Origin of the sequence: Providencia sp. 2.29, from assembly GCF_015832305.1 — a bacterium.
Taxonomy (GTDB): domain Bacteria; phylum Pseudomonadota; class Gammaproteobacteria; order Enterobacterales; family Enterobacteriaceae; genus Providencia; species Providencia stuartii.
The window spans coordinates 4514765-4540710 of sequence record NZ_CP065420.1; the positions used below are offsets into that span (position 1 = coordinate 4514765).

The 25946-nt window shown below is 44.0% G+C and carries 21 protein-coding genes; 3 read left to right on the top strand and 18 right to left on the bottom strand.

Annotated elements, in window-relative coordinates:
- Positions 1 to 10 precede the first annotated feature (10 nt).
- From I3B46_RS21490 to I3B46_RS21505, 4 genes are all read right to left on the bottom strand, one after another.
- Positions 11 to 1012: an NAD-dependent epimerase gene (locus I3B46_RS21490; protein ID WP_004924190.1), complete on the bottom strand. Its 1002-nt coding sequence runs from the start codon at positions 1010 to 1012 to the stop codon at positions 11 to 13.
- A 132-nt stretch (positions 1013 to 1144) separates the two neighbouring features.
- Complete coding sequence (locus I3B46_RS21495; RefSeq protein ID WP_196993146.1) at positions 1145 to 2080, bottom strand: PfkB family carbohydrate kinase; 936 nt, start codon at positions 2078 to 2080, stop codon at positions 1145 to 1147.
- A gap of 2 nt (positions 2081 to 2082) precedes the next feature.
- Positions 2083 to 3492: a purine-cytosine permease family protein gene (locus I3B46_RS21500; protein WP_004924182.1), complete on the bottom strand. Its 1410-nt coding sequence runs from the start codon at positions 3490 to 3492 to the stop codon at positions 2083 to 2085.
- 10 nt (positions 3493 to 3502) lie between these two features.
- Entirely contained in the window at positions 3503 to 4513 is a 1011-nt protein-coding gene (locus I3B46_RS21505) for an ADP-ribosylglycohydrolase family protein (RefSeq protein ID WP_004924178.1), read from the bottom strand.
- A gap of 171 nt (positions 4514 to 4684) precedes the next feature.
- Here I3B46_RS21505 and I3B46_RS21510 point away from each other — a divergent pair, with 171 nt between their 5' ends.
- A complete protein-coding gene (locus tag I3B46_RS21510) occupies positions 4685 to 5425 on the top strand; it encodes a GntR family transcriptional regulator (RefSeq protein WP_014657178.1) in 741 nt (246 codons plus the stop codon).
- 109 nt (positions 5426 to 5534) lie between these two features.
- Positions 5535 to 5963, top strand: coding sequence for a TOBE domain-containing protein (locus I3B46_RS21515; protein WP_004924171.1), 429 nt, complete (start codon positions 5535 to 5537; stop codon positions 5961 to 5963).
- Between the two features lie 52 nt (positions 5964 to 6015).
- Here the strand turns inward: I3B46_RS21515 and I3B46_RS21520 are convergent, their stop codons facing one another.
- The 6 genes from I3B46_RS21520 to I3B46_RS21545 form a co-directional block, all read right to left on the bottom strand.
- A complete protein-coding gene (locus I3B46_RS21520) occupies positions 6016 to 7674 on the bottom strand; it encodes an LTA synthase family protein (RefSeq protein ID WP_104873117.1) in 1659 nt (552 codons plus the stop codon).
- A gap of 91 nt (positions 7675 to 7765) precedes the next feature.
- The gene (gene selB, locus I3B46_RS21525) at positions 7766 to 9634 is read right to left on the bottom strand and encodes a selenocysteine-specific translation elongation factor (RefSeq protein WP_004924165.1); all 1869 of its coding nucleotides are present in this window, start codon (positions 9632 to 9634) and stop codon (positions 7766 to 7768) included.
- Positions 9631 to 11022 (bottom strand): L-seryl-tRNA(Sec) selenium transferase, encoded by a 1392-nt coding sequence (selA, locus tag I3B46_RS21530; RefSeq protein WP_104873116.1) that lies wholly within the window; start codon positions 11020 to 11022, stop codon positions 9631 to 9633. The genes selB and selA overlap by 4 nt, the downstream gene beginning before the upstream one ends.
- A gap of 22 nt (positions 11023 to 11044) precedes the next feature.
- Positions 11045 to 11980: a formate dehydrogenase accessory protein FdhE gene (gene fdhE, locus I3B46_RS21535; protein ID WP_104873115.1), complete on the bottom strand. Its 936-nt coding sequence runs from the start codon at positions 11978 to 11980 to the stop codon at positions 11045 to 11047.
- 315 nt (positions 11981 to 12295) lie between these two features.
- Positions 12296 to 12751, bottom strand: a complete 456-nt coding sequence (locus I3B46_RS21540) for a DUF1275 family protein (RefSeq protein ID WP_104873114.1) — start codon at positions 12749 to 12751, stop codon at positions 12296 to 12298.
- Positions 12752 to 12769: 18 nt separating this feature from the next.
- The gene (locus I3B46_RS21545) at positions 12770 to 13924 is read right to left on the bottom strand and encodes an RNA-guided endonuclease InsQ/TnpB family protein (protein WP_061064538.1); all 1155 of its coding nucleotides are present in this window, start codon (positions 13922 to 13924) and stop codon (positions 12770 to 12772) included.
- Positions 13925 to 13980: 56 nt separating this feature from the next.
- On the opposite strand from I3B46_RS21545, the gene tnpA reads away from it, so the two are divergent.
- The gene (gene tnpA / locus I3B46_RS21550; protein ID WP_061064539.1) at positions 13981 to 14406 is read left to right on the top strand and encodes an IS200/IS605 family transposase; all 426 of its coding nucleotides are present in this window, start codon (positions 13981 to 13983) and stop codon (positions 14404 to 14406) included.
- A gap of 30 nt (positions 14407 to 14436) precedes the next feature.
- On the opposite strand, the gene I3B46_RS21555 is transcribed toward tnpA, so the two are convergent.
- The 8 genes from I3B46_RS21555 to fdnG form a co-directional block, all read right to left on the bottom strand.
- Positions 14437 to 14685, bottom strand: coding sequence for a nitrilase-related carbon-nitrogen hydrolase (locus tag I3B46_RS21555; RefSeq protein ID WP_061064540.1), 249 nt, complete (start codon positions 14683 to 14685; stop codon positions 14437 to 14439).
- 269 nt (positions 14686 to 14954) lie between these two features.
- A complete protein-coding gene (frc, locus tag I3B46_RS21560) occupies positions 14955 to 16211 on the bottom strand; it encodes a formyl-CoA transferase (RefSeq protein ID WP_196993147.1) in 1257 nt (418 codons plus the stop codon).
- Positions 16212 to 16274: 63 nt separating this feature from the next.
- A complete protein-coding gene (yfdV, locus tag I3B46_RS21565) occupies positions 16275 to 17219 on the bottom strand; it encodes a transporter YfdV (RefSeq protein WP_014657170.1) in 945 nt (314 codons plus the stop codon).
- A 108-nt stretch (positions 17220 to 17327) separates the two neighbouring features.
- Positions 17328 to 19031, bottom strand: coding sequence for an oxalyl-CoA decarboxylase (oxc, locus tag I3B46_RS21570; protein WP_104873113.1), 1704 nt, complete (start codon positions 19029 to 19031; stop codon positions 17328 to 17330).
- Positions 19032 to 19101: 70 nt separating this feature from the next.
- Positions 19102 to 20352 carry a formyl-CoA transferase gene (gene frc, locus I3B46_RS21575; RefSeq protein ID WP_014657168.1) on the bottom strand — a complete coding sequence of 417 codons (1251 nt, stop codon included), beginning with the start codon at positions 20350 to 20352 and terminating at the stop codon, positions 19102 to 19104.
- Positions 20353 to 21146: 794 nt separating this feature from the next.
- Positions 21147 to 21797 (bottom strand): formate dehydrogenase cytochrome b556 subunit, encoded by a 651-nt coding sequence (gene fdoI / locus I3B46_RS21580; RefSeq protein WP_004924143.1) that lies wholly within the window; start codon positions 21795 to 21797, stop codon positions 21147 to 21149.
- On the bottom strand, positions 21794 to 22738 hold the full coding sequence (gene fdxH, locus I3B46_RS21585) for a formate dehydrogenase subunit beta (RefSeq protein ID WP_014657167.1): 945 nt from the start codon (positions 22736 to 22738) through the stop codon (positions 21794 to 21796). Before fdxH ends, fdoI begins: the two co-directional genes overlap by 4 nt.
- An 11-nt stretch (positions 22739 to 22749) precedes the next feature.
- Positions 22750 to 25797 carry a formate dehydrogenase-N subunit alpha gene (gene fdnG / locus I3B46_RS21590; protein ID WP_080728249.1) on the bottom strand — a complete coding sequence of 1016 codons (3048 nt, stop codon included), beginning with the start codon at positions 25795 to 25797 and terminating at the stop codon, positions 22750 to 22752.
- Between the last annotated feature and the right edge of the window lie 149 nt (positions 25798 to 25946).

Here is a 25946-nt window from a genome sequence, read left to right on the forward strand (position 1 = left end):
CAGCGACAAATTACAGGTGATAGTATGACTGATACCAGTCAACAAACGCCTGCACCCCTTGCTCTATCGAAACTTGTGGGCGGTATCCCGTAACCTTAAATAAGTCTTCGGTATCGGCCCATGTGGTATACACATCCCCAGCCTGCATCGGTAAAAAGTTTTTGATTGCCTTTTTGCCCAGTGATTTTTCAAGTGCAGTAATAAAGTCAGTTAACTTCACAGGCTGACCATTACCGATATTGTATAAACGGTATGGCGCACGACTTTGTGCAGGTGAAAGAGAACCATTTTCTGGGTCTGCTTGTGGGATTATATCGGAAATACGGATAACCCCTTCCACGATATCATCAATAAAAGTGAAATCACGGCTGAGATTGCCGTTATTATAAACATCGATAGGCTCGCCCGCCAAAATTGCCTTAGTAAATTTGAATAAGGCCATATCCGGACGCCCCCACGGACCATAAACCGTAAAGAAACGCAGACCGGTGGTTGGCAACTGATAGAGATGTGAATAGGAGTGTGCCATCAATTCATTGGCTTTTTTAGTTGCCGCATACAAGGAGACTGGGTGGTCGGTCGGCATATCGGTACTAAATGGAGTTTGCTCACTCATGCCATACACAGAGCTAGAAGACGCATACACAAGGTGTTTGACGTTTGCCTGTCGGCACCCTTCCAAGATAGCCAAATGACCGGAAAGGTTACTATCTGCATAAGCAAATGGATTTTGCAATGAATAGCGAACTCCTGCTTGAGCAGCAAGATGGATCACACGGTCAAAATCTTCTTGGGTACACAACACCACGACTTTTTCACGGTCGGTAATATCAAGTGGAATAAAACGAAAATGAGGGTATTGCTCAAGAATATGTAGACGAGACTGTTTCAGACCCTGATCGTAATAAGCATTCATGTTGTCGATCCCAACAACCTCATGACCACTATCTAATAAACGCTGACATAGTCTAAAACCGATAAAACCTGCACTACCAGTAACTAAATATTTCATGTTAATTATCTTTTAGTATTAAACCATTCTCACGACTCAATATAAGCCGCATTCAATATCCATTTAGAGTTAAGACCTGTAAATGTAACAATGGTTTTATTTCTAAAGAAATAAAATAATGCTCTCAGTGAGCTATTCGAAAGTTTCTGGTATGGCTTGTGATAGTGCAGATTGATTAATTTCACTTAATGTCGGTGCACCCGCGGGGCCTTGCTTACTGACAACGATGGCAGCAACTTGGTTACCAAAGTCAACACAATCGCGTAATGACCAGCCTTGGGATAATCCCGCCAATACTCCTGCGGTATGTGCATCCCCAGCACCAATCGTATCCACAACGGCAACTTGGTATGCAGGCACGAACAGTGGCTGTTGATTCGGCTGACATAGCCAAGCACCTTGGCTATCCAAGCGAACAATCAGCGTAATACCACGACGATACGCATACTCCGCTGACAACCTTACAAGGTCACCTTCACCACAGAGGAAACGCGCCTCATCACGGTTGACCGTTAAAAGGGTTCTATTGGCGGGTAATTGCTGTAAGAAATTCTGAGGAAGCACTGCAAGTCTTGGCCCTAAATCTAAAACGAGGGTTTGTGTTGGGCAGTCATTCAGCAACCATTGTTGTAACGCTTCCCCTTGCAAGCAGCCTAGTTCGTAGCCGCTCGCATAGATAATACTGTCGTTCGGTAAAGCGAGAGTTTGTAGCTCCTCCCTATTCCACTCTTCTTCACAACCCGCGATAGAAATAAACGTCCTTTCGCCGTTAGGCTCTGTTAATGCAAAGCACCAACCATTATCTTGGGTTTCGCTAACGAAAAAAGGTGACACACCAAGCTCTGATAGCGCTTGGCGAACTCGCTGTCCCCATTGGCCATTACCCACACGAATACCATTAATTATAGGGAGTTGTAGACGAGCTAAAGCACGAAGAACATTAAATGCACAGCCACCGATTTGCCAGCCGTGATCGTGGGCTGCAATATCTTCACCACTACGTGGCATTCTCGGGACGCTTAAAACGCAATCACCAGCAGCAGCCCCTATCACGGCAACGGTACGCATGATTAATCTTTCTCCGCTGAATGACTAAACATCAAGTATAAGCCGTAAAGCAAAAAGCTTAATACAAATGAAAGAAGAATGGATAAACTAGAGCCTTCAAAAATCCCTGTTGCCCAAGGCCCTTTAATAAACTCATTATCACTGACTAACAAACCAGCCAGCGCACCTAACAGCCAGCACAGCAGCGGTATCCAACGAATTCCTGCGTTCGACTGACCAAACAGTTGCTCAAACTTATAACCTTGGCGACTACGCAATACGGCATAATCCAACATAAATACCGCTTCCCATGAGGCTAAGAACACGCCACAAAATAGTAAGAAAGCAATAAATGAATTAATAAATTCGCCTGAAATAAATAGGATATAAATCGCCACACCCATGACTAAAATAGCATCTATTGCGACCGCATAAACTTGGCGAATTTTTATGCCAATCGTCAGTAAGTTGAGACTCGCAGAATAGAGGCTTAGTACCGCAATAGTAATAATACCCGCGGTTGCCGTTAATAAATAAGGGATAGACATCCAACTTGGCAGCTCTGCACCAATTAACGCAATCGGGTTTTCAGCGGAAGCTAATTCCGGCAAGCGTGCCGACAGCAAAATCCCTGTAAATAACAGAATAAATAGCGGTAGCATCGCTCCAAATGTGACGGCATTAAAAATAGATGATTTTGATGACCGTTCGCTTTGATAACGGCTGTAATCTGCTCCTGCAATCCCCCAGCCAATACCTGTTCCTGCCGCAATAATTGAGACAGCAGGTAAAAAGCCCGTTAGCCAGCTACCAGAAGGCATGGATAACACTGCCTGCCAATCTGTATGCCAAATAATATACAGCGCGGCAATCAAAGTCATGGTGCCAAAGATACGCGTGATCCAGCTTTGCATAACCACAACCGTTGCTTGCCCGAGTAGGCTAATAGTGATAGCTAAACCACCAAATAACACCATACAGACAACGGTTAATGTCACTGAATCACTAAATCCAAGCACCTGAAAAAGCGCTTTTAATGTCAGTGTCCCAGTGATCATGTTGATGGCTTCCCATCCCATCAAAGTGACCCAACTGAAAAATGTCGGGGCTATATTCCCTGTTTTGCCGAAAATGGTTCGCGAGAGTGTTAGTGTAGAGGTGCGGCCTTTTTGGCCTGATAAACTGATGTAACCAACTAATGCGAAGCTGGCTATACCGATAATCGCCGCGAGCAGCGATTGCACGAAAGAGAGACGAAAAGAAACAATAATTCCGCCATAAACAATACCGAGGATCCCGATATTCGCGGCAGACCAGATCCAAAATAACTCAAGAGGAGTGGCTGTTCGCTCATGCTCAGGTACGATATCAATACCTGTATTTTCGATTTTCCATGCTTCATTTTTTTGTGCAGCGTCAGGTAGTGCACTCATTCAACTCTCCTTAATGACGTAAGGCGCTGAGTATTTTTGCGTAGGGATAAAAATCTATATTATTAGAATTGTTAATCATTGCAATCCATTCTTCAGGAAAAGATTGAATACCTGACAAAGCTCCCGAAATCGCTCCGGCCATAGCACCAATGGTGTCCGTGTCTCCCCCCAGGTTGGCACAATATTTCGCACACATGACAGGATCACCATTTGTTAGGTCAACTATGGCCAGAGCGCAGGGAATAGACTCTATCGTGTCCATACCGGCTCCGATAAAATCGTACAGCTCTTTAAGTGTTGTTTGAGGAGAGCATGTTTGCAACTCACTAGCCTTCTTAAAGGCCAATAAAATTCGTTGGCCTAAAGATGGACTAAACGTTGAGGCATATAACTGTTGCACCTCATCGGCGAGTAGTGGAAGTTCTTGTTTTATTTGAGGCCATGGAGTTTGCTCGATAGCTCGGCTAATTGCCCAAGCAATGACACAGGCACCTGCAATCGCAATGTCCGACTTATGTGTCGGGATACAAGCCGCTTCAACGGTTTTTATAAATTGATTGCGATCAGCAGTTGAAGCAATGCACCCTACAGGGGCTATCCGCATTGCCGCACCATTGGTGACACCATTTGACACAATATCGTTAATTGGAACGCCTGCTTGAATAGCTAATAGAGATTGCTTGGATGTTGGTCCAAAAATATTTTTATCAAAGGCATTAATGCGGTCTGCCCACGCTAAAATATTTTGTGCAACCACCTTCGGCTCTACCTGACCATGACAAGCGATAATCGCATCCATTAACGCAATTGCTTGATGAGTGTCATCCGTCACTTCACCAGCACGAAACCCAATCGCGGCAATATTTTCGTCTGGCCCTGGTAAAAAGTGATCTATCCAGCCGAAAAATTGTTGAACTTTGTCTTGGCGCCATAGTTCAGAAGGCATGCCCATGGCATCCCCTGTAGCCTGACCATATAAGCATCCAAGTATCGCCGCTTCAATGTTGGGTTTCAGGCCCATTTTTACTCCCAGTACTTTCCTTAACAACACTAATTATATTAGCAGCAATTAAGTCCAATACCAGTCCAATCAGTTAAAAAATAATGCCAATGTAAGTCCAATCGATGATATTATGCATATCCTGAACTCTGTTATAAACTTAATTTGTTGAAAGTTTTATGGAAAAATACAATGCAAGTACGCTTTCTTGAATGGATTAAGAATCAACTAGATGTGAATTCCACAATGCCTCTGTATCGCCAATTGCAACAAGCGATTGAATCCGCGATTGAGCACAAAATTGTGGATGCAGGCGATTATCTTCCAGCAGAGCGCTATCTTGCACAACAGTTAAATCTTTCTCGAGTGACAATCAGTAAAGCAATGCAATCTCTTGAAAAAAAGGGAGCCGTTGTTCGGCAGCAAGGGGTTGGTACTCAAGTCGCAAAATATCTAGGTTACTCGTTATCACATGAAAGTGGTTTTACCTCTCAAGTGATTAAAGCAGGTGGTACAGTCACCACACAGTGGTTATTGCGCACACTCACCGAAGCAACGGCTGATATTGCCGCAAAATTAGGTTTAGCTGTTGGTAGCCAAATCGCGCAATTAAGGCGTATCCGTATCGCAAATGGTCAGCCTGTTTCTTTTGAAAATAACTATATTCCTGCTCAATATCTTCCTGAACCGGAAAAACTGACCGACTCTCTCTATGCCCTATGGGGGAGCCAAGGTATTACTTTCAATCATGTGCAACATAAAGTGAAAGCGATCAGTTGCAATGAAGAGTATGCAAATTGGTTAAACACAACGGTAGGGGCTCCATTATTACAGGTGAAACAAACTAGCACCCTGCAAGGTGGCGTGATCATTGAGTACAGTGAAATCATCTGCCGTGGGGATATCTATGAGTTGGAGTTTAATTCACCATAACGCTTGGCGTGATCTTATCCACGAACACGATTGATAATTTAGATTACTTAAACATTTACCTTTATTCTAATTAATAGTCGTTTTTACTATTAAAGAGAGGGGATAAATCATGCAGGTTTCTGCTCGTAACCAATTAATCGGTACAGTTAGTGAAATTAAAGAAGGTGCAGTTAACAACGAAGTGGTGCTCAGTTTAGGCAACGGAGAACAACTTACCACCGTCATTACCTGTGAAAGCTGCAAAACCTTGGGGTTAGAGGTAGGCAAAGAGGCGGTCGCTATTATTAAGGCCCCTTGGGTGGTACTCGCCACACCGGACTGTGGTTTGCAATTTTCAGCCCGTAATCAATTCAACGGTAAAATCAGCAATATTATTGAAGGCGCCGTCAACAGTACCGTTCTCCTCGTCACCGATAAAGGTGTTGAGCTAACCGCCGTGATCACCAATGAAAGTCTAAAAGAGATGGCGCTCACTAAAGGGGTCGATATCATCGCCTTAGTGAAAGCCTCTAGTGTGATCCTCGCGACTCGCCAGTGATTGCAGCGGAGATAAAAAATAGCGGAGCACAGCCCCGCTATTTTCCTACCCCTTATTCCTCGACGTTTTTATTCGCCGCCTGTAATGTGTGATAGATGTAGTGGTGATAACTCTCTAATAATTTTTTATCTTCACAGTCATCTAACTTGCCATCACACAAATGACGCATCTTAATATTCGCTTCATAGAACGGGGAAACATGTAAATTTGCGCGCTCTAATATTATCCCTCCAAGGAAGGCAATATCGGTTAACGGACCCGTTTTAATCTGATTACCCGATTTCAAATTATCACGTAACGTAAATTGTGTGATAAAGGCGGGGTTAGAAAATTCAGATTGATATTGATTTAAGCTGATCCCCGGCTGGTGGTCACCAAAATATAAAAACATTAATGGACGTTTGCGCTTCGCCATAAATTCTACAAAATCGCGTATCGCGTTATCAGACGCGACGATTTTTTCCATATAATGGCTAAATTCACCAACGGAGTCTGCATTTTTTACCTTCCCTTTTAAGCCATAATCATCATGATGGCTCTCTTTATAAGGGCCATGCTCATACATGGTTAACGAGAAAATAAATACTGGTTTATCAGTCTCTTTTGCTAAGATTTCTTTGACATATTTCAGCATATCTTCAGTGCTGATCGTCCATAAGTTATCTTGTAATTTTCCTGGGTAACCCAACTCTTGAGGCTGAATAATTCTATCGACACCTAATGTTTGATAAGCATGGCCTGAATGGTAAGCACCACGGTTAAATGGTGTCAGAACGACGGTATAATAACCATTTGCCTTCATCTCTTTAAACAAACTGTTATTTAGATGGTCGACAATAAAGTAAAAGACACCACTTTTTTGCGAGCCAAAGTCATCACTGTTTAGCCCTGTTAAAGCGGCAAATTCAGACAACCAAGTTCCTCCCCCGAAAGTTTGCACTCGCATATGGCTATGCGCGATCAACTCGTTATCCTGTTGAAACATAAATAAATCGGGTAGTTTAGTGCCGTCTGGTAATTTATAGATGCTTGGATTAACAGTGGACTCTTGTAATAACAATAAGATATCCGGTTTTTCTGTTATATCAGATGCGGGTAATGATACCGTTGCCGCTTTTTGTATAAAATAATCAGATGAACATTTAATTTGGGGGGAATGGTAATTTGAATTTTTCGCCGACATAACCAAGTTGGTAACGGTTCCTCTACCTTTAGGTAAGGTCTCCGTCCATTGGTTGTAATAATGGGAGGCCGCAAAGCTCGCGCCAAAATAGCCACCAACGCCAAGTAATATGCCAATTAATCGCCAAGAAAATGTTTTCGTTGGGCGTAATAGACGCCAACTAAGCACTGCATTAATGATTAACAAAATCAATAATCCGATCAATGCAACGCCAGCTAACCAATAATGCCCCAAGGTTCCCATATTTGACGTATCCGTCATGATATTAATATCGGAATAAAATAATTGCTCTTTATAATAGTGAACTTTGAGTTGGTTAAGGAATTTAATAATAATAAACAGCGTACTGGTAACAACGGCAGAAAATAACCATCTAGCTGAGACAAGATAGAGCACCCCAAAGATAACGGCATAAACACTTACCGAGATCAATCCGGGGTAAATCACACTCGTTTTCTCGAAGACTAGGAAAAGGGAAGCAATGAATATCAGTGTTAGATAAACGGCGGAAAATACTCTTTTCTTCATCGGGTTTACCACAAAATATGTAAGTATCGACGACCTCCAACAGATAAAGGCCGCCACAGACTGGCTATTTTAACTAATTTAGACGATAAATCTATTCAACAAAAATGCCTTTATCTCGTAAAAAGTGCCCATCGCCTTTGCGTCTAGTGAAGCCACTTCTATCGAAAAATTCAAGAATTTGAATCGCCAATTTCCGACCAATCCCTAATTCATTGCGAAAATCAGCGGCGCCTATTTCTCCTTTATGCGTACAGTAACGCAAAATAAGCTCGGCAAATTGCTTTATTTGATCACTACTGTAGTAGCGGTCACGGATAATCGCCGTCACTAGCCCCATTTGTGCCGCTTTTTTCATCGCACGTCGGACAGCGTCTTCATCATGATTGATTTCTTTAGCCAGATCACGGACCCACCATGCCTCGGCTCGAGGGAATAAAGGCGCTATTTGTTGCCAAATTTGTTGTTGTTCCGTATCAAAGACTAACCCATGTTGTGGCATGTGTAGCCAACCACGGGTCTGTTTAATACGCTCATCAGCAATCAACTCATTAATTAATTTAAAAACTAATGATTCACTTACTGTCGGTAATGCCATGCGTTTTAAGCGCGCTTTCCCAACCCCAATTTGGTCACTGTGCACCTCATGGAAATCTTCTAATGTTTGAACGAGCCGTTCTTTCGCCACTTGGGCTTTAAAAGCAGAAAGAGCCAAATCTCCTACGCGAACGAGTTCAACCTGTGATAATAGCTGTTCAAGGGCGGGCGGGGTTAATTGACGAGCCCAACTATAACGCTTTAAATCTAACTCACCATTAGGTAACTGTAATTTCAGATGGGTAAGTTCATCATTTGTCATACAGAGGCGAGTTAACCATTCAATGAATTCAGGTAATCTCTTACCTCGACGTGGAGAGGTAAGCCGGATCACTCTTGCTGACGCCAGTGTTTCTCGCGCACTAATATCACGAATGATGAGGCGGTCATTATCCACAAACCACAACGGTGTATCGAGAATGAGTTCCGCGAGTAAGGGCGTCGAGCCAAATTCGGTTAATAATGAAACTCGACCTGTAATATGGCTCGCACCATGGTATAAATGGACCGGCTGCCAATGTTTAATCACCGAATCACACTCTAATTCAACAATCACTCTTGTTGCCGCAGCGAAAGGCTTCTCTGATAGCAGCCAATCACCACGTGTAATAGCCGCTTTATCAATATCTCCTGCTAAATTGAGTGCAACCCGGTCACCCGCTTGAGCTAGCTCTGCTGGCTGATTTTGGCGGTGGATCCCCCGAATACGAACAGTGGTGTCAGCGCCCGTTAACCATAAAGTATCACCAAGCTGCACTTGCCCTGCTAAGGCCGTGCCTGTGACAACAATACCGGCCCCTTTGACATGGAATACACGGTCAATCGCTAAACGAAAACGTTGTTGACGATTTTGGTGATCGGCTCTTTGCTGGTGTAATTGTTGTAAGTAAGCCTGTAATTCCGCAATTCCGCGTCCATCGTTGGCCGAGGTCACAAATATCGCAGCGTCAGGCCAACCTTGGTGCTGTAGCTCATTTTTCACTTGCAAAGAAATGTGTGCAATTCGCTCTGCATCAACTTTATCTGCTTTCGTCAAAATGGCTGTTATATTTTGGCAACCAGCTAAACGTAAAATCGCTAAGTGCTCTCGCGTTTGCGCCATGACCCCATCATCACAAGCAACCACCAGCAAGGCATGATTGATCCCGCAGACCCCCGCTAACATATTCCCTAAAAATTTTTCATGTCCGGGAACATCGATAAAACCGATTGAACTACCATCTTGTTGAGGCCAATAAGCATAGCCGAGGTCGATGGTCATACCCCGTTTTTTTTCTTCGGGTAAATGCGCCGTATTCACCCCAGTGACTGATTGAATTAGCGATGTTTTACCATGGTCAACATGGCCAGCAGTAGCAAAAATCATGACAACAATACCTGCAATAATCCATGTTCATCATCTAAGCAACGGAGATCTAGCCATAATTTGCCATCTTTTAATCGACCAATTACTGGTTGGTCGGTGTGACGCCAACGTGCCGTCAGTAAGGCCAACGTATTGCCCCGCCCATCAAATGGCGTAAACGTCACGGCATAACTCGGTAGCCTATCAATCGGTAATGAGCCGCTACCAATTTGGGATAAACAAGGCTCCATTTCTACGACAAATTTATCGCCATAGAAGGCTTGTAATGGAACGATCAAACGTTCAGCTCGCGCTTTGATTTCATCGGCACTACGTGTTAACCAGCGTAGTGTTGGAAGCTCCGTGACCAGTTTTTCGGGCGTTAAATAGAGTTTTAATGTGGCCTCTAATGCGGCTAACGTCATTTTATCAGCACGTAAGGCACGCTTAAGCGGGTGCTTTTGAATGGCTTCAATCCACTTTTTCTTCCCGAGAATAATCCCTGCTTGCGGCCCTCCCAGTAGCTTATCCCCAGAAATAGAAACAAGGTCAATCCCTTGAGCAAGGTACGTTTGCGGCATTGGCTCGGCAGGTAGTCCATAGGCGGTCATATCGATCATTGATCCGCTGCCTAAATCAATTGCGGTCGGCAACTGATGCTGTTGACCTAATTCCGCCAATTCAGCGCCTTCAACTTCCGCGGTAAACCCTTCAATACTGTAGTTGCTGGTGTGCACCTTCATCAATAACGCGGTTTGCTCATTAATAGCGCCCGCATAATCACGCAGGTGAGTACGATTTGTTGTTCCTACTTCGACTAATTGGCAACCTGCTTGTGCCATCACGTCCGGTACTCGGAAAGCACCGCCTATTTCAACTAATTCGCCACGTGAAACAATAACTTGCTTGCCTTGAGCCACCGTCGCCAAAAGCAATAATACGGCAGCAGCATTATTATTCACAATGCAAGCATCTTCGGCGCCCGTGAGTTGGCATAGCAATTCAGCCAAAGCGCGATCACGATGCCCTCGCGTCGCGCCATCAAGAGAGTATTCCAAAGTCACAGGTGAGCTCATCACCTTATTAACGGCAGCAATCGCTGAAGAGGCCATCACCGCGCGACCAAGGTTGGTGTGCAGCACCGTTCCCGTCAGGTTAAACACGGGTTTTAATGCGCTTTCTTGTAAAGCACCATGGCGCCTAACCAACTCAGCAACCCAATCAGGATGCCAAGCGGGCAACTGACTATGTTGTCGGATATACTCGCGAGCTTGCTGTTGCATCTCTCGCAACTGCTCGGTTACCCAGTGGTGTCCTGACTCGATGACGAGGGTTTGCACCTCGTCAAGTTGGAGGAGTTTATCAACAGCAGGAAGCTGGCGGTATAGTTCGGCGGTGGAGTCTACCATCGTGATTACTCTCTTTTAGTGACTATTTTTCACCGGGAAATAAAAATGGGTTAAGGCTACTACGGGCAAAGCCCTCTTCTTCCATCCGAGCATCTAGGATGATAGACGCCAGATCATCAGCAACGGCTTCGACTTTCGCATCTTTTTCTTGATAAAGAATTTTGAGATAACTACCGCAGTCACCACAACTTTCTGCTTTTACCGCAGCATTTTCATCATCAAGAGACCAATAGTGGAGATCGCGAGTTTGTTCACAGTTACTGCATTTGACACGTACCATATGCCATTCTGTTTCACACAGGTTACAGTGCAAATAGCGTAGGCCTTGCGTTGTGCCAATTTGTACAATGCTAGACACAGGCATGCTGTTACAAACGGGGCAGAAGTGGCGATGATCACCATGTTCAGCGCGCGCTTTTCCGGGAATTTGTGCTGCCATTTGTGCCCAATACACAGACAGTGCCGCCCAAATAAACATGGATTTATCAGCGGGAACCTTCTCAAATTGCTCGTTAAGTAGCGCAGTCGCCATCTCTTCAAGCTCATTTTCAGACGCCTTATCGAGATTCTCTAATGCAGGGCGTACTGACTCTGGAACCACTGGTAATAATTCAGCAATAATCGCATTTAATAACTTATGCCAATGGGCTATACGTGGGAATGTTTTCGCCTCAAGAGGCGGATTATTGGTCGCCGTTGCGCGCTCTAATACCGCATTCATATCCATTTCTAAAGGATTATCATGCTGCGCATTGTTTTGTGCTGTTGCCACTTCCGCTGCAAAATTAAGATAATCTGCAAAAGGATGTTCATCCACACCCAGTGCTTTTAATCTTTCTGCGCGTCGTTGATACAGATTTTTTAAATTCGGGAATAGGACAGGCGGGATAAAACCAATACCTTTTTCTTTTAGTCTTTCTTGCCCTAATTCTTCTTTAGGGACGATACGAATACCCATCGCATTGCTCTCTTTCAAATTTTTAAAATGATAGCTCTAGGGGATTTCCCTAGAGCTATCTATCGTATTGTATGCTTATCAGCGGAAATTGCTGTTATCTATCGCTCAGGATAAAACAAAAGTCGCTCAGTAGCCACCTTGTTCCCTTTGTATCGTGCGTATCGCCAGCTTTTTATATCAGAGCGAAGCAATCTTTATACCGTTTCTTTAGATGAGGTGATGTGGGGAAGGAAATGATGATATTAAAGATAATGGGTGATTTCACTACGCCTGAATATCACCCATATCGCGTTATATTTGTTAAACGGACTCAGACTAATTTGAATCAATAGGTAAGCTACTGTCTTCTTTTGCGAAATGTCGCCCCATGGTAAAAATCAAACATAATGGGATTAGGGTAATTAATAATGCGTACTCTCTCGCATAGTCAGCTAACATTGCCATCATAAAAGCACCACCAGCAAAGCCAAATAAGGTTAAAAAGTAGCAATAACTTTTGTATAACGCCTCTTTGCGCTCTTGCCCTTTAAATGCCACGGATTCTGCTAATGAGCTAAAACCTAATTGTACGTTAAGTGTCACAGCAATATTGCCATATAACATGCCATTAATTTTATGGAACGCATTACCTTGCATACCCGCAATAAACGATAGCGCCCATACCGCGTGGAAACCACTTGCCTCCACTTTAAAAAAGTAAATATAAGCAATGAGCAGTAACAGCAGTATGATTTGTGACTGCTCCCCGCCCTTTCGGGCGAGGCTTCCCACTTCGTTGGCCGCAACCGTCTATATGACGGATTTACGCTGGCCTCCATGGGCAGGCACGACGAGTCCCGCCGCACATAATTCCAGCATGCCCTTTTGCCGTATATTGATCGCCGCATTGATATCGCGGTCATGTTCAACTTCGCATTCGGGACATTGCCAGATACGCCTGTTCAACGGCATTTCCGGCATTTTGTAACCACAGCAATGACAGGTTTTCGAACTGGCGAACCATTGTTCCAGTTTCACCACATGAACACCTTTCTCTGCTGCTTTGTATTCCAGTTTTGAGATAAATCCGCTCCATCCGGCATCGCCTATCGCTCGTGCCAGATGGTGGTTCTTCATCATATTTGCCGATTTCAGCGTCTCTACAATTACCGCTTGGCTTTCGTCAACAATTGCGCGAGAGAGTTTGTGTTGAAAATCAGCGCGGGCATTAGCTACCCGCTCATGGACACCCGCAACCTGTATGCGGGCTTTCCTGCGATTTGCACTACCTTTTTTCTTACGTGATAAGGCTTTCTGTTTGCGCCGTAAATTCCGGCTGGCGTTGATAAGGTGTCGGGGATTAGCAACCTTAGCGCCATCAGATTTTATGGCAAAATGCGTCAGCCCCATATCCAGACCTGTGATATTTGATATCAACGTTGGCTTTGATGGCTCTTCCATCCCGTCATCACATAGTAGCGAGGCATAGTATTTCCCCGTTGCACTGCGGCTCAATGTGATGCTTTTCAACGTGCCGGTAATTTCACGATGCAACCGTGTTTTAATCGCCGGAATTTTCGGGATTTTGACTGCTCCATCCAGCACTTTCACCCCAACGCAGTGATAGCTCGATTGTTTTCCATGTTTGCGTTTGAACGACGGGAAACGGGCTTTTAGCTTCGGATTGAAAAAGTTGGAAAAAGCGATATCCAGATTGATCACCGCCTGCTGCAACGCGATCGAATCATATTCCTTCAACCAGGCATATTTGCGTGATCGCTTCGCTACTGCAAGCAGTGGCTTGAGGTCTTTACGTGGGTTTAAATTTACGCCGTGACGCTGGTAAGCCTGCTTTTTAATGTTCAGAGCTTTGTTGTACACGAAACGAACTGCACCGAACTGGGCATTGAGATACTCAGCTTGTTCTGGTGTCGGATATATGCGTACTTTTGTAGCTCTTAACATATTCAGCGCTCATTGATATACTTCATTTATTTTAACACGTTAAGTGAAAAATTCAATTGAGTAATCAACACGAATCTCTCGAAGGCTTTCTTCGTAAACGGCATAGTGTAAGTAAGCTGGTTGTGCATTTAATCTTTACGACAAAATACCGCCGTAAGCTGTTTGACGGGCAGATGATCGCTCAGTTACGTGAAGCTTTTGGTTCGGCTGCGGCAAAGTTGGAGTGCGAAATTATCGAGATGGATGGCGAACGAGATCATGTCCACCTGCTGATAGCGTATCCGCCAAAGCTAGCTGTCAGCGTGATGGTCAATAATTTAAAATCGGTATCGTCGCGCCTGCTCCGTCAGCAAAATACCCACTTGCGGATGCAGAGCAAAACTGGGCTGCTGTGGTCTCGCTCATACTTTGCCTGTAGTGCAGGTGGTGCCACGATAGAAACGCTCAAAGCGTATGTGCTCAGTCAGAATACGCCGGAGTAGCCTGCCTTAAAGCCCAGCGGGCTTTTCGCCTTATATCCCCGCCCGCATTGGGCGAGGGTTTACGGCGGATTTTGCTAAATAAGGTGCTAATTCTGCTGAATCAGAAAATAAATAACCACTTACTGCCGTTTCGGGGAATACTGCATAATCAACGCCTTGTGCCGCCACTTTTTCCGCTGCTTCCGCGAGACGGCGAATATTCCCCTCTAAGTCGCCCCAAGCGGGAACAAAATCAACAGCAGCAACTTTACTGCTTTTCTTCACTGTTAAATGGTTCATGCTATTCGTCCTTATTTAATAACCACCGTTATTGTCAGAAGTCATATAAAGCAGCCCAACTATTGGCTAAACCAACAAATAACGAATATTCAAAAAATTGATGAGTGAAGCCGACTCATCAATAATGATGAGGTAACAAACTTCTTAATTGATTTATTACGTTTATTTAATTAATGCGTAGCACTCTTATTTCGATATCATTAATCTCTATTATTTAGCCGTAGCCCAATTAATTTATTTAAATAATAAAATTAATTGGGCTGGATAATTTAAATAACTTTTTTCGTTTTCATTTCAGCTATTTGTTGTTCGCTATAGCCTAACTCTTTTAAAATTTCGCTATTATGTTCACCTAAAAGTGGTGCACTTTTTATTTCAGGCGTAAAAGCTGAAAATTTCATTGGGCAACCCACCGTCAAATAATGGCCTCTCAATGGTTGTTCTACTTCAACAATAGAGCCACTGTCACGCAAAGATGGGTCATACATAATCTCTTTCATACTCAAAACCGCCGAGCAAGGTACGCCGAACTGGTCAAAGTAATCTGTTAGCTCATGTTTATCTTTGTCTTTAGCAATCTCTTCAATAGCATCCCAAACATCTTGGATATGGCTGACCCGTGCTTCTGTGGTTGCAAAGGCAGGATCGGTTTTCCACTCAGGTTTACCTAATGCATCACAGGTATTGGCCCAGTTGTGATCTTGATTGATAAAATAGATATAGGCATTCGGGTCATGATCACTCCCTTTACATCGCAACATCGTTCCCGGTTGCCCTCCACCGCTGGCATTACCGCCACGCGGTACTGCATCACCAAATGAACCATTTGGATATTGAGGATACTCTTCTAAAAAACCGAGTTTTTCGAGACGTTGCTGGTCACGCAATTTAACGCGGCATAGGTTAAGCACGGCATCTTGCATCGACATAGTGACACGTTGCCCTTTCCCCGTTTTCTCGCGTTGCAGTAATGCTGCTAATAAACCAATTAATAGGTGCATACCAGTATTGCTATCGCCTAGTGCCGCTGAACTCACAACCGGTGGGCCATCAGGAAAACCCGTTGTTGATGTGGCTCCCCCCGCGGCCTGCGCAACGTTTTCGTAGGCTTTCACATTCGCATAAGGGGAGTTTTCATTGAACCCTTTGATGGAGCCAAAAATCAGGCGTGGGTTTAGCTGTTGAATGACTTCCCAGGTAAACCCCATATGGTCAATCGCTCCCGGATGGAAATTTTCAACCAAAATATCTGCTTGGCGGATCAGCTTTTCCATCACCTCTTTGCCTTCAGGGGTTTTCGTGTTCAGCTCTAGCGAACGCTTATTACTATTGAGCATGGTAAAATACAATGCATCAACATCAGGAATATCTCTAAGCTGGTTACGGGTGACATCCCCAATCCCCGGTCGCTCAATTTTTATTACATCTGCCCCGAACCAAGCCAACATCTGAGTACATGATGGGCCAGACTGTACCCCTGTAAAATCAAGAACACGAATGCCTTCAAGTGGAAGTGGAAAAGCCATAATCACTCCTTATTGTATGATGGATACGAGGCATCTATTTGATGCCTCACCTTCATCTATTTATTATGCAACCAAACGCGCAACGTAGATCCACAACGGTGCTGCGATGATAAAACCAAGTACACTGACTGCGAGGGATGCTGTTCCCGTACGGGTATACAGGTTAAAACGGCTCGCGATAATAATTCCAGAGAAGGCAGGCGGTAATGCGCCGGCTAATACCATCATCTGTAGTTGCTCTGAGCTCATATTAAATGTCATACCAACTAGCAATAATAAGCCCGGCATCAATATTAATTTGAGTAAGGTGTTGTAGATAATTTCACCATCAAATTCGAATTTATTCGCGGCCAGTGTCAGGCCGGCTGCAAATACCGCGACACCGGAGTTAGCTTTGGCAATAAGGTCAAAGGTCGGGTCCCAAACATCAGGAATTTTAATCCCGATTAATACCAAAACTGTCGCCAATACTGGTGACCAGACAACAGGCTCTTTGAATGCCGAAATAAGAGCATCCATACCGCCGCCGCCTTTTTTACCATCAGCATTGGAAGGGTTAAGTAAGAATAAGCCAATTGGGATAGTAATCGCATTCACGATAATCGAAATAATCGCCACAACTAAACCGGTTGATACGGTTTGCCCATAGATAGGATCCAAAACCGCAAAACCAAGGAAGCCAATGGTAGGAGAGCCAGCAATCAATGCACACACCGCGGCTTCACCACGACTATGTTTAAAAATGTACTTACAACTAAAGAAAGAAAAGAAAAAACAGACCAATAGCACGACAAACGAAATAATTGTCAGCTTAGTATCTGCAAAAATCATTTCACGGTTTGCACGCACAATGGAGACAAATAACGCGGCAGGCAAAGCATAGTTTAAAACCAGTTTATTAAATGCTTTTGCTTGGTCATTGGTAAATACGTTGCGTTTACCGCTAGCGTATCCCAGAACCATAATGATAATTATGGGCAATAAATCGCTCATAAATATCTTAAACATAAAATCAGCCATATGATTTTCACCTATTTTGGGCAAAAGCGTTCCTATGCCACTTAAAAGAATAAGTGGCACAGAAACCATTTAAATATTTATTTCATTGAAATAACGCTAATTTTTCACAACAGATTTCGGATTTAAGTTACCAATATGACCACTTTCTGTTCCTACTGCTGGATCAATAACCACATTAATCAATGTCGGTTTACCAGACTCAAGACCTGCTTTTAGCGCCTGTTGAATTTCATCTGGTGTCGTTGCGTTATAACCGATGCCGCCAAAAGCCTCGATCATCTTGTCATAACGTGCGCCTGCCATTAATACCGTTGGGCACGGGTCCTTATCGCCATGTAAATTGACGCCATCGCCGCGGTAAATTCCCCCATTGTTAAAGATTAAAATGGTGACTGGCAGTTGATAACGGCAGATAGTTTCAATTTCCATACCACTAAAACCAAACGCACTATCTCCCTCAATCGCCACGACAGGCTTACCGCTAGTGACCGCTGCACCAATAGCATAACCCATACCAACCCCCATTACGCCCCAAGTACCACAGTCGAGACGTTTGCGAGGTTCATACATATCGATGATATTTCGTGCATTATCGAGGGTGTTAGCCCCTTCATTCACCACATAAACGTCTTTATGGTCGACTAACACATCGCGAATTGCGCGCAATGCATTGAAATAGTTCATCGGTGATGTATCGGTATTCAGCTTAGCGGCCATCTTCTCGCTATTTGCTTTCTTATGCTCATCAATCCCAGCCATCCAATCGCTCGGTGACTTCACTGGTGTGGTTTTTAACCCTTCAAGTAGTGCGGCAACACTTGAATAGATATCGCCGACAACAGGGGCTGTTATTGGACGATTGCTATCGATTTCAGATGGCTCAATATCTAATTGAATAAATTTCGTCTCTGGCGACCAGTGTTTGCCTTTTCCGTGATCTAATAGCCAGTTTAGGCGTGCCCCCATTAATACGACGACATCGGCATTAGAGAGTGCATGGGAACGTGCTGACGCGGCTGATTGTGGGTGATTATCTGGCAATAACCCTTTTGCCATCGACATAGGCAAGTAAGGGATACCTGTTGTTTCAATAAATTGACGAATATTTTCATCCGCTTGGGCATAGGCTGCCCCTTTACCTAAAATAATCAACGGACGCTTTGCCGATGCCAATAATTTAAGTGCTTTATCAACAGCTTCAGGCGCAGGTAGTTGGCGTGGAGCAGGGTCTTCAACCGTAAAGATTGTTTTGTCTGCAGCATCTTTGTCCATCACCGCAGCCAATACTTCGGTTGTTAAGTCAAGATAGACGCCACCAGGACGACCAGAAACAGCAGCACGAATTGCGCGAGCCAGAGCAATACCCAGGTCTTCCGGTTTATTGACTCGGTAGGATGCTTTAACAAAGGGCTTAGCGGTATTCATTTGATCCAGCTCTTCATAATCGCCTTGTTGTAGGTCGATAATTGCTCTATCACTGGAGCCGCTGATTTGTATCATTGGAAAGCCATTGGTCGTCGCATTCGCTAATGCCACCATACCATTTAGAAACCCCGGTGCAGACACCGTTAAACAGATACCGGGTTTTTGGGTTAAAAAGCCGCTGATTGCCGCAGCATTACCCGCAGATTGCTCATGACGAAAACCAATATAACGAATACCTTCAGCCTGTGCATGCCTAGCCATATCCGTCACAGGGATCCCCACAACACCATAAATTGTGTCAATGCCATTTTTTTTCAGTGCATCAACAATAATATGCATACCATCAGTCAAATTTTGGGTTTGATCAGTCGACATGTCCACCTCATGAAATATGTAAAAAGAAAGTGTGGAGGGGGCTTATCAGCGACCCCCTCATTTATTCGCGTTAAATGGCTTTATTGGTGCGCATTGAGGCGATCTGCTCCGCGCTATAACCTAATTCAGTTAACACTTCCTCGGTATGCTCACCTAACAGTGGCGCACTCTTTATCTCAGGGGTGAATGATGAGAACTTCATTGGACAACCAACAGTGAGATAAGTCCCGCGTTTTGGTTGCTCAACTTCAACAATGCTGCCGCTATCGCGTAATGATTGGTCACGAGCAATCTCACGCATGCTCAATACAGGCGCACATGGCACACCATATTTGCTTAAATATTCAACGGCTTCATGTTTGTCTTTATCGGCTAAGAATTTTTCAATTTCAGCAAAAATATCGAAGATATGTGGTTGGCGCGCTTGTGGCGTGCTGTAGGCAGGGTCTTTCGCCCACTCTGGCTTGCCAATAGCAATACAAGTTTGCTCCCAATCTTGCTCTTGGATAGTAAAATAGATGTATGCGTTTGGATCCGTTTCCCAACCTTTACACTTCAAGATCCAACCCGGCTGGCCACCGCCACCAGCGTTGCCCCCACGAGGAACGGCATCACCGAATTTACCGTTTGGATACTGAGGATACTCTTCAAGATAGCCCACTTTTTCTAAACGCTGCTGGTCGCGCAACTTCACACGGCAAAGGTTTAATACGGCATCTTGCATCGACATCGTCACGCGTTGCCCTTTTCCGGTTTTTTCACGGTGTAACAAGGCGGCTAGTAGACCAATTAATAAGTGCATTCCCGTATTGCTGTCGCCTAGTGCTGCTGCACTGACTAATGGTGGGCCATCCCAAAAACCTGTGGTTGACGCCGCTCCACCCGCAGCTTGCGCAACGTTTTCATACGCTTTTACATCTGCATAAGGGGAGTTCTCATTGAACCCCTTGATAGAGCCAAAGATTAACCGTGGATTTAGCTCTTGAATATGTTCCCAAGTAAAGCCCATATGGTCGATAGCACCCGGATGGAAGTTTTCAACTAATACATCCGCCTGCTTAATCAGGCGTTCCATGACCTCTTTGCCTTCCGGCGTTTTGGTATTCAGTTCAACAGAACGTTTATTACTGTTGAGCATGGTAAAATAAAGCGCATCGACATCAGGAATATCTCTTAACTGATTGCGCGTCACGTCACCGACGCCTGGGCGTTCAATTTTAATTACGTCAGCACCAAACCACGCTAACATTTGGGTACAAGATGGCCCTGACTGTACACCGGTGAAATCGAGTACTTTGATACCTTGTAAAGGAAGATCCATGAATTACCTCATTATTTAGCTGTCGTAAATGGAATTGAATATTTATTTAGCTGTGGTGAAAGTCATTTCAAAAAATAAAGATTTTATTTAGATGGATTTTATTAATAAATAATGATTTACACCGTTATAATAAATATTTCACTTAATGTCTAGACGACAGAAATAATGTGTTTTAATAGCTCAATTATCCTTTCCTATTAATGATTAACAGTTATTAATACCCTATTCTTTCAATAATAGAACAAACCTCTATCTATATATACCAAAATAAACAATATGGATTATTATAATAAGACATTATTACATCTTATTTAGAGAATCCTATTTGGTTGACTAAAAATAAATAACATAATTGGATGTTCTTAAATAAACATTCACAAACAACAAATTATATTTAAAATCAACCAATTAACCGCACTACTGTTTTATTGGATTAAATAAAATTCAACAATAAGTTAATTATTATTGAATAATATTCAATTATTATTTATTTGATCTACTCCTTAATCAGGTGAATAAAACAACTCATAAAAAGAAAGTGATTAATAATGATCTTTATCGGTACGTCATATTTGTTTTATTAAAATAGAATCGGTTATGTATTTTTCTATATTATGATAATAGAGAAAAAAGTTATTACACTCATTATGTTTATTCTTAAAATTAATCAAAGCGTACACTTTATATGAATATAAAAAGAAAGTGTTCCATTTTTTAATCCTCTTTTTATGAAAAAACCCACAAACAATATTCTTGTTTGTGGGTTTATTATCAGAACTCAACAATTGAAAGGTTTAATTTTTCTCTTGTTGCTGCTGTTTCTCTTTTTCGACGATTTCACGGTACCAACGCGGGTGATGCTTTTTCGCCCAACCACGGGTTACCCAACCTTCCACCATCGCACGCACAGAGCCTTTCACCCAGATTGCGGCATAAGCGTGCACGATAATCATAATGATCAGAGCTATCGCTGAAATGGAGTGCACGATAATCGCTGCACGATAAATTGGGATTGAGAAAAAGTCTGCAAAGTAAGGACGCCACATAATCACGCCACTTACAGCCAGTAGCACTAAGCAGATAGAGACAACCCAATATACCCCTTTTTGACCAAGGTTATATTGACCAACATCCCCAGCTTCTTCGTTTTTCAATACCTTACCGATATTTTTCGCCCACTTAATATCTTCTTTGTTGATAAAGTTGTGGTGAAAATAACGGAAAAACATAAAGACGAACAGCAGGAACATCGCGGTACCAACAAAAGGATGCAGGATCCTAGCAAGTTGTGATGTGCCAAAAATGTTCATGAACCAGTTCAGTGATGGGAAGAAAAACCCCAATCCACTGATAGCAGTGAACAAGAAGCAAATCACAACCGCCCAGTGATTGATCCTCTCAATCGGCTTATGGCGAATAATTTTTTCATTATCCTGCGGCATCATTTTTGATCCTCCCCTTCAACTGACTTTGAAGTCTCAGAAGATTTTGAGTCCTGAATATCTTTCAGAGCCTCTTCTTCTTCTTTCTTGGAGACGCGGTTCGGACCAATACCCACATAGTGGAAGATGGCCGCCGCAAAGGTCGCAGCAAAACCAACCGCTGCTAACGGCTTCCAGATACCTTTCCAGAAAGTGACTGTTGGACTGATTGTCGGGTTGTCCGGCAAACCATGATACAACTGAGGTTTATCAGCGTGATGCAAAACATACATTACGTGTGTACCACCAACGCCTTCTGGATCATAAAGACCCGCGTTGTTGTAACCACGTGTTTTCAGTTCAGCCACACGGTCGCCTGCCAGCGCCGTCATATCCTCTTTGCTACCAAAATGAATAGCGCCTGTAGGACAGGTTTTCACGCAAGCAGGCTCTTGTCCAACTTCAACGCGGTCGACACAGAGCGTACATTTGTATGCACGGTTATCTTCTTTGTTGATGCGTGGAATGTTGAACGGACACCCCGCAATACAATAGCCACACCCAATACAGTGCTCAGATTGGAAGTCAACAATACCGTTTTTATACTGAACGATCGCACCTTCTGACGGACAAGCTTTCAAACAGCCTGGGTCATAGCAGTGCATGCAGCCATCTTTACGGATCAGCCACTCGAACTTGCCATTTTCTTCCACTTCAGAAAAGCGCATAACGGTCCACGACTTCGCGGTCAAATCCGTTGGGTTATCATATACCCCAACGTTAGTGCCGATTTTGTCACGAATATCGTTCCACTCTGAACATGCTACCTGACAAGCCTTACAGCCAATACAGGTAGTCACGTCAATCAGCTTCGCCACTTCTTCCTTAAAGTCCCTCACTTGCGCGGGGGGCGTCAGGGAATTGGTGGCGGAGCGACGAATAATGTCTTGTGATTGCATTGACATAATTTATCTCCTTACACCTTTTCCACATTGACAAGGAATGATTTAAATTCCGGCGTTTGCGTGTTGGCATCACCCACATATGGTGTCAGTGTATTTGCAATAAAGCCTTTCACTGCTAAGCCCTCAAAGCCCCAGTGGATAGGAATACCAATCGTATCCACATCCTTGCCGTTGACTTTCAACGTATGAATACGTTTCGTCACAACTGCTTTCGCTTTGATATAGCCACGCTTAGAGCTGACTTTCACCATATCACCTTGTTTAATACCTTTTTCTTTCGCCAAACGATCACCAATTTCAATGAATTGTTGTGGCTGAATAATGGCATTCAACAACGCATGTTTTGTCCAATAGTGGAAATGCTCTGTTAAGCGATAGGTTGTTCCAACATAAGGGAACTCTGTCGCTTTACCCATTTGCGCCCAGTCATCTTTGAACACACGCGCAGCCGGGTTCGAGACCACATTTGGATGTAATGGGTTAGTATCGAGCGGAGTTTCAATCGGTTCATAGTGTTCTGGGAACGGACCTTCTGCCATTTTGTCTAGTGCAAATAGGCGACCCATCCCTTCCGGTTGCATAATAAACGGATTCACACCACTTCCCGGAGGCGCATTGCTATAGTCTGGTACGTCCATACCAATCCACTTGCTGCCATCCCACTCAAGAATTTGACGGCGAGGATCCCATGGTTTACCCATTGGGTCAGCAGATGCTCGGTTATAGATAACACGACGGTTTAATGGCCATGCCCACGCCCAACCAAGGGTATTACCTAGGCCAGTAGGGTCAGAGTTATCACGGCGCGCCATCTGGTTACCTTTCGGTGTCCAGCTACCAGCAAAGATCCAACAGCCACTTGATGTCGTACCATCATCACGCAATTGAGCGAACGAACTCAGTAGTTCGCCTTTCTTCACAATGATGTTGCCATCGGCATCTTTCAGATCCACCAGCGCATAACCATTGCTTTCCTGAGCCACTTCTTCCGGTGTTGGATTATCACGGTCAAAGTAGTTCCAAGTCATGTTCAAGACTGGCTCTGGCGACTCACCACCCTCTGTTTCATAGAGTTGGCGTATACGGTGGTAGATACCCGACAGAATTTCGCCATCGCTAATCGCTTCACCGGGTGCATCTGCACCTTTCCAGTGCCACTGTAGCCAACGCGCTGAGTTAACAATCGAACCATTTTCTTCAGCAAAACAGCAAGATGGCAGACGGAAGACCGTTGTCTGAATTGCAGACGGGTCAACGTCATTCATTTCACCGTGATTTTGCCAGAAGTTTGACGTTTCTGTGTTCAGCGGATCGATGGTGACCAAGAATTTCAGCTTAGATAGCGATTTGATAATTTTGTTTTTGTTCGGGAATGAGGCTAATGGGTTAAAGCCTTGGCAGATATAGCCATTGACTTCACCTTTATCCATCATCTCGAAATAACGCAATACGTCGTAGCCCTGATCCCATTTAGGCAACCAGTCAAAGCCCCAATCATTCTCTTTCTGCGCTTTATCACCATAGAATGTCTTCATCATACTGACGAAGAATTTCGGGTAATTGCCCCAATAGTTAACCTGACCTGGTAAGGTCATTTTGGGTGTATTCGCAGCCAAATAGCTTTCGAGGGTAGTTTGTTTTTCTGACGGTAAAGTCAGATAACCCGGTAAGCTTTGAGATAATAAACCTAAGTCGGTCAGACCTTGGATATTCGAATGACCACGCAATGCGTTAACACCGCCACCTAGCATACCCATATTACCTAGCAGTAACTGGATCATCGCCATCGTACGGATGTTTTGCGCACCGATAGTATGTTGTGTCCAGCCAAGTGCGTATAGGAATGAGGCCGTCTTATCTTTCGCGCTCGTTTCTGCAATGTACTCGCAAACTTTCAGGAAATCTTCGATTGGGGTACCGCAGATGTTATTCACCACTTCTGGTGTATAACGGCTAACGTGCTCTTTTAGTAAGTTCAAGACACAGCGAGGGTGAGTGAGCGTTGGGTCGCGTCGTGCGAAACCATTCTCATCCATCTCGTAGTTCCACGTCGTTTTATCATACTGACGTTTCTCGGGATCATAGCCTGTGAACAAACCATCATCAAAACCGTAATCTTCACGGATGATCAGGCTGGCGTTAGTGTAGGCTTCCACATACTCTTGCTGGATTTTTTTATTATCCAGTAGGTATTTGATCACACCTGACAAGAACGCAATATCAGTACCAGAACGTATAGGCGTGTAGAAATCCGCCACTGCCGCTGTACGGGTAAAGCGTGGATCAATAACAATCAGTTTGGCTTTATTATGGATTTTGGCTTCCATCGCCCAGCGGAAACCGACTGGATGCGCTTCAGCCGCATTACCACCCATAACAACAACAAGGTTAGCGTTTTTAATATCAACCCAGTGGTTGGTCATCGCACCGCGACCAAATGTTGGAGCAAGACTTGCTACCGTTGGTCCGTGTCAGACACGCGCTTGGTTATCCACGGCAAGCATGCCGAGGGCGCGACTAAATTTTTGGGTGACAAAACCTGTTTCGTTACTGGCGGCTGATGCACAGAGCATACCTGTTGTCAGCCAACGGTTAACCGTTACACCATCTTTGTTCTGTTTAATAAAATTGGCATCACGGTCTTCTTTCATCAACTTGGCGATGCGGTCAAACGCTTCGTTCCAAGTGATACGTTTCCACTCATTCGTACCTGGTTCGCGTACTTCAGGGTATTTGAGTCGACTTTCACTATGAATAAAGTCGATAAGTCCTGCACCTTTCGGGCAGAGTGCGCCGCGGTTTACCGGATGGTCCGGGTCACCTTCGATATGAAAAATGCTCTCTTTCGCATTTTTCGCTCCATCGCCTAAGCTATACATCAATAGCCCACAACCGACAGAGCAGTACGTGCAGGTATTTCGGGTTTCTTTCGCACGCAGTAATTTATACTGACGTGTGGACGCTAACGCAGTTGAGGGTGCAAAACCCAATGCTGCTGCCGTCGTACCCGCCATACCGCCAGCACAGATCTTAAAGAACTGTCTTCTGCTGACTTGCATGGGGATCTCCTCATTTACATTGCTCTTGTTACCCGGTGAATGTTTTAAATCGCATTATTCAGGTAAACTGTTCTTATTCAACGTCTTCCGTATCGTATTCAGGTTCATTGCCTGATAAATGGTGTAAATTCTTTTTACCCATAATCAAT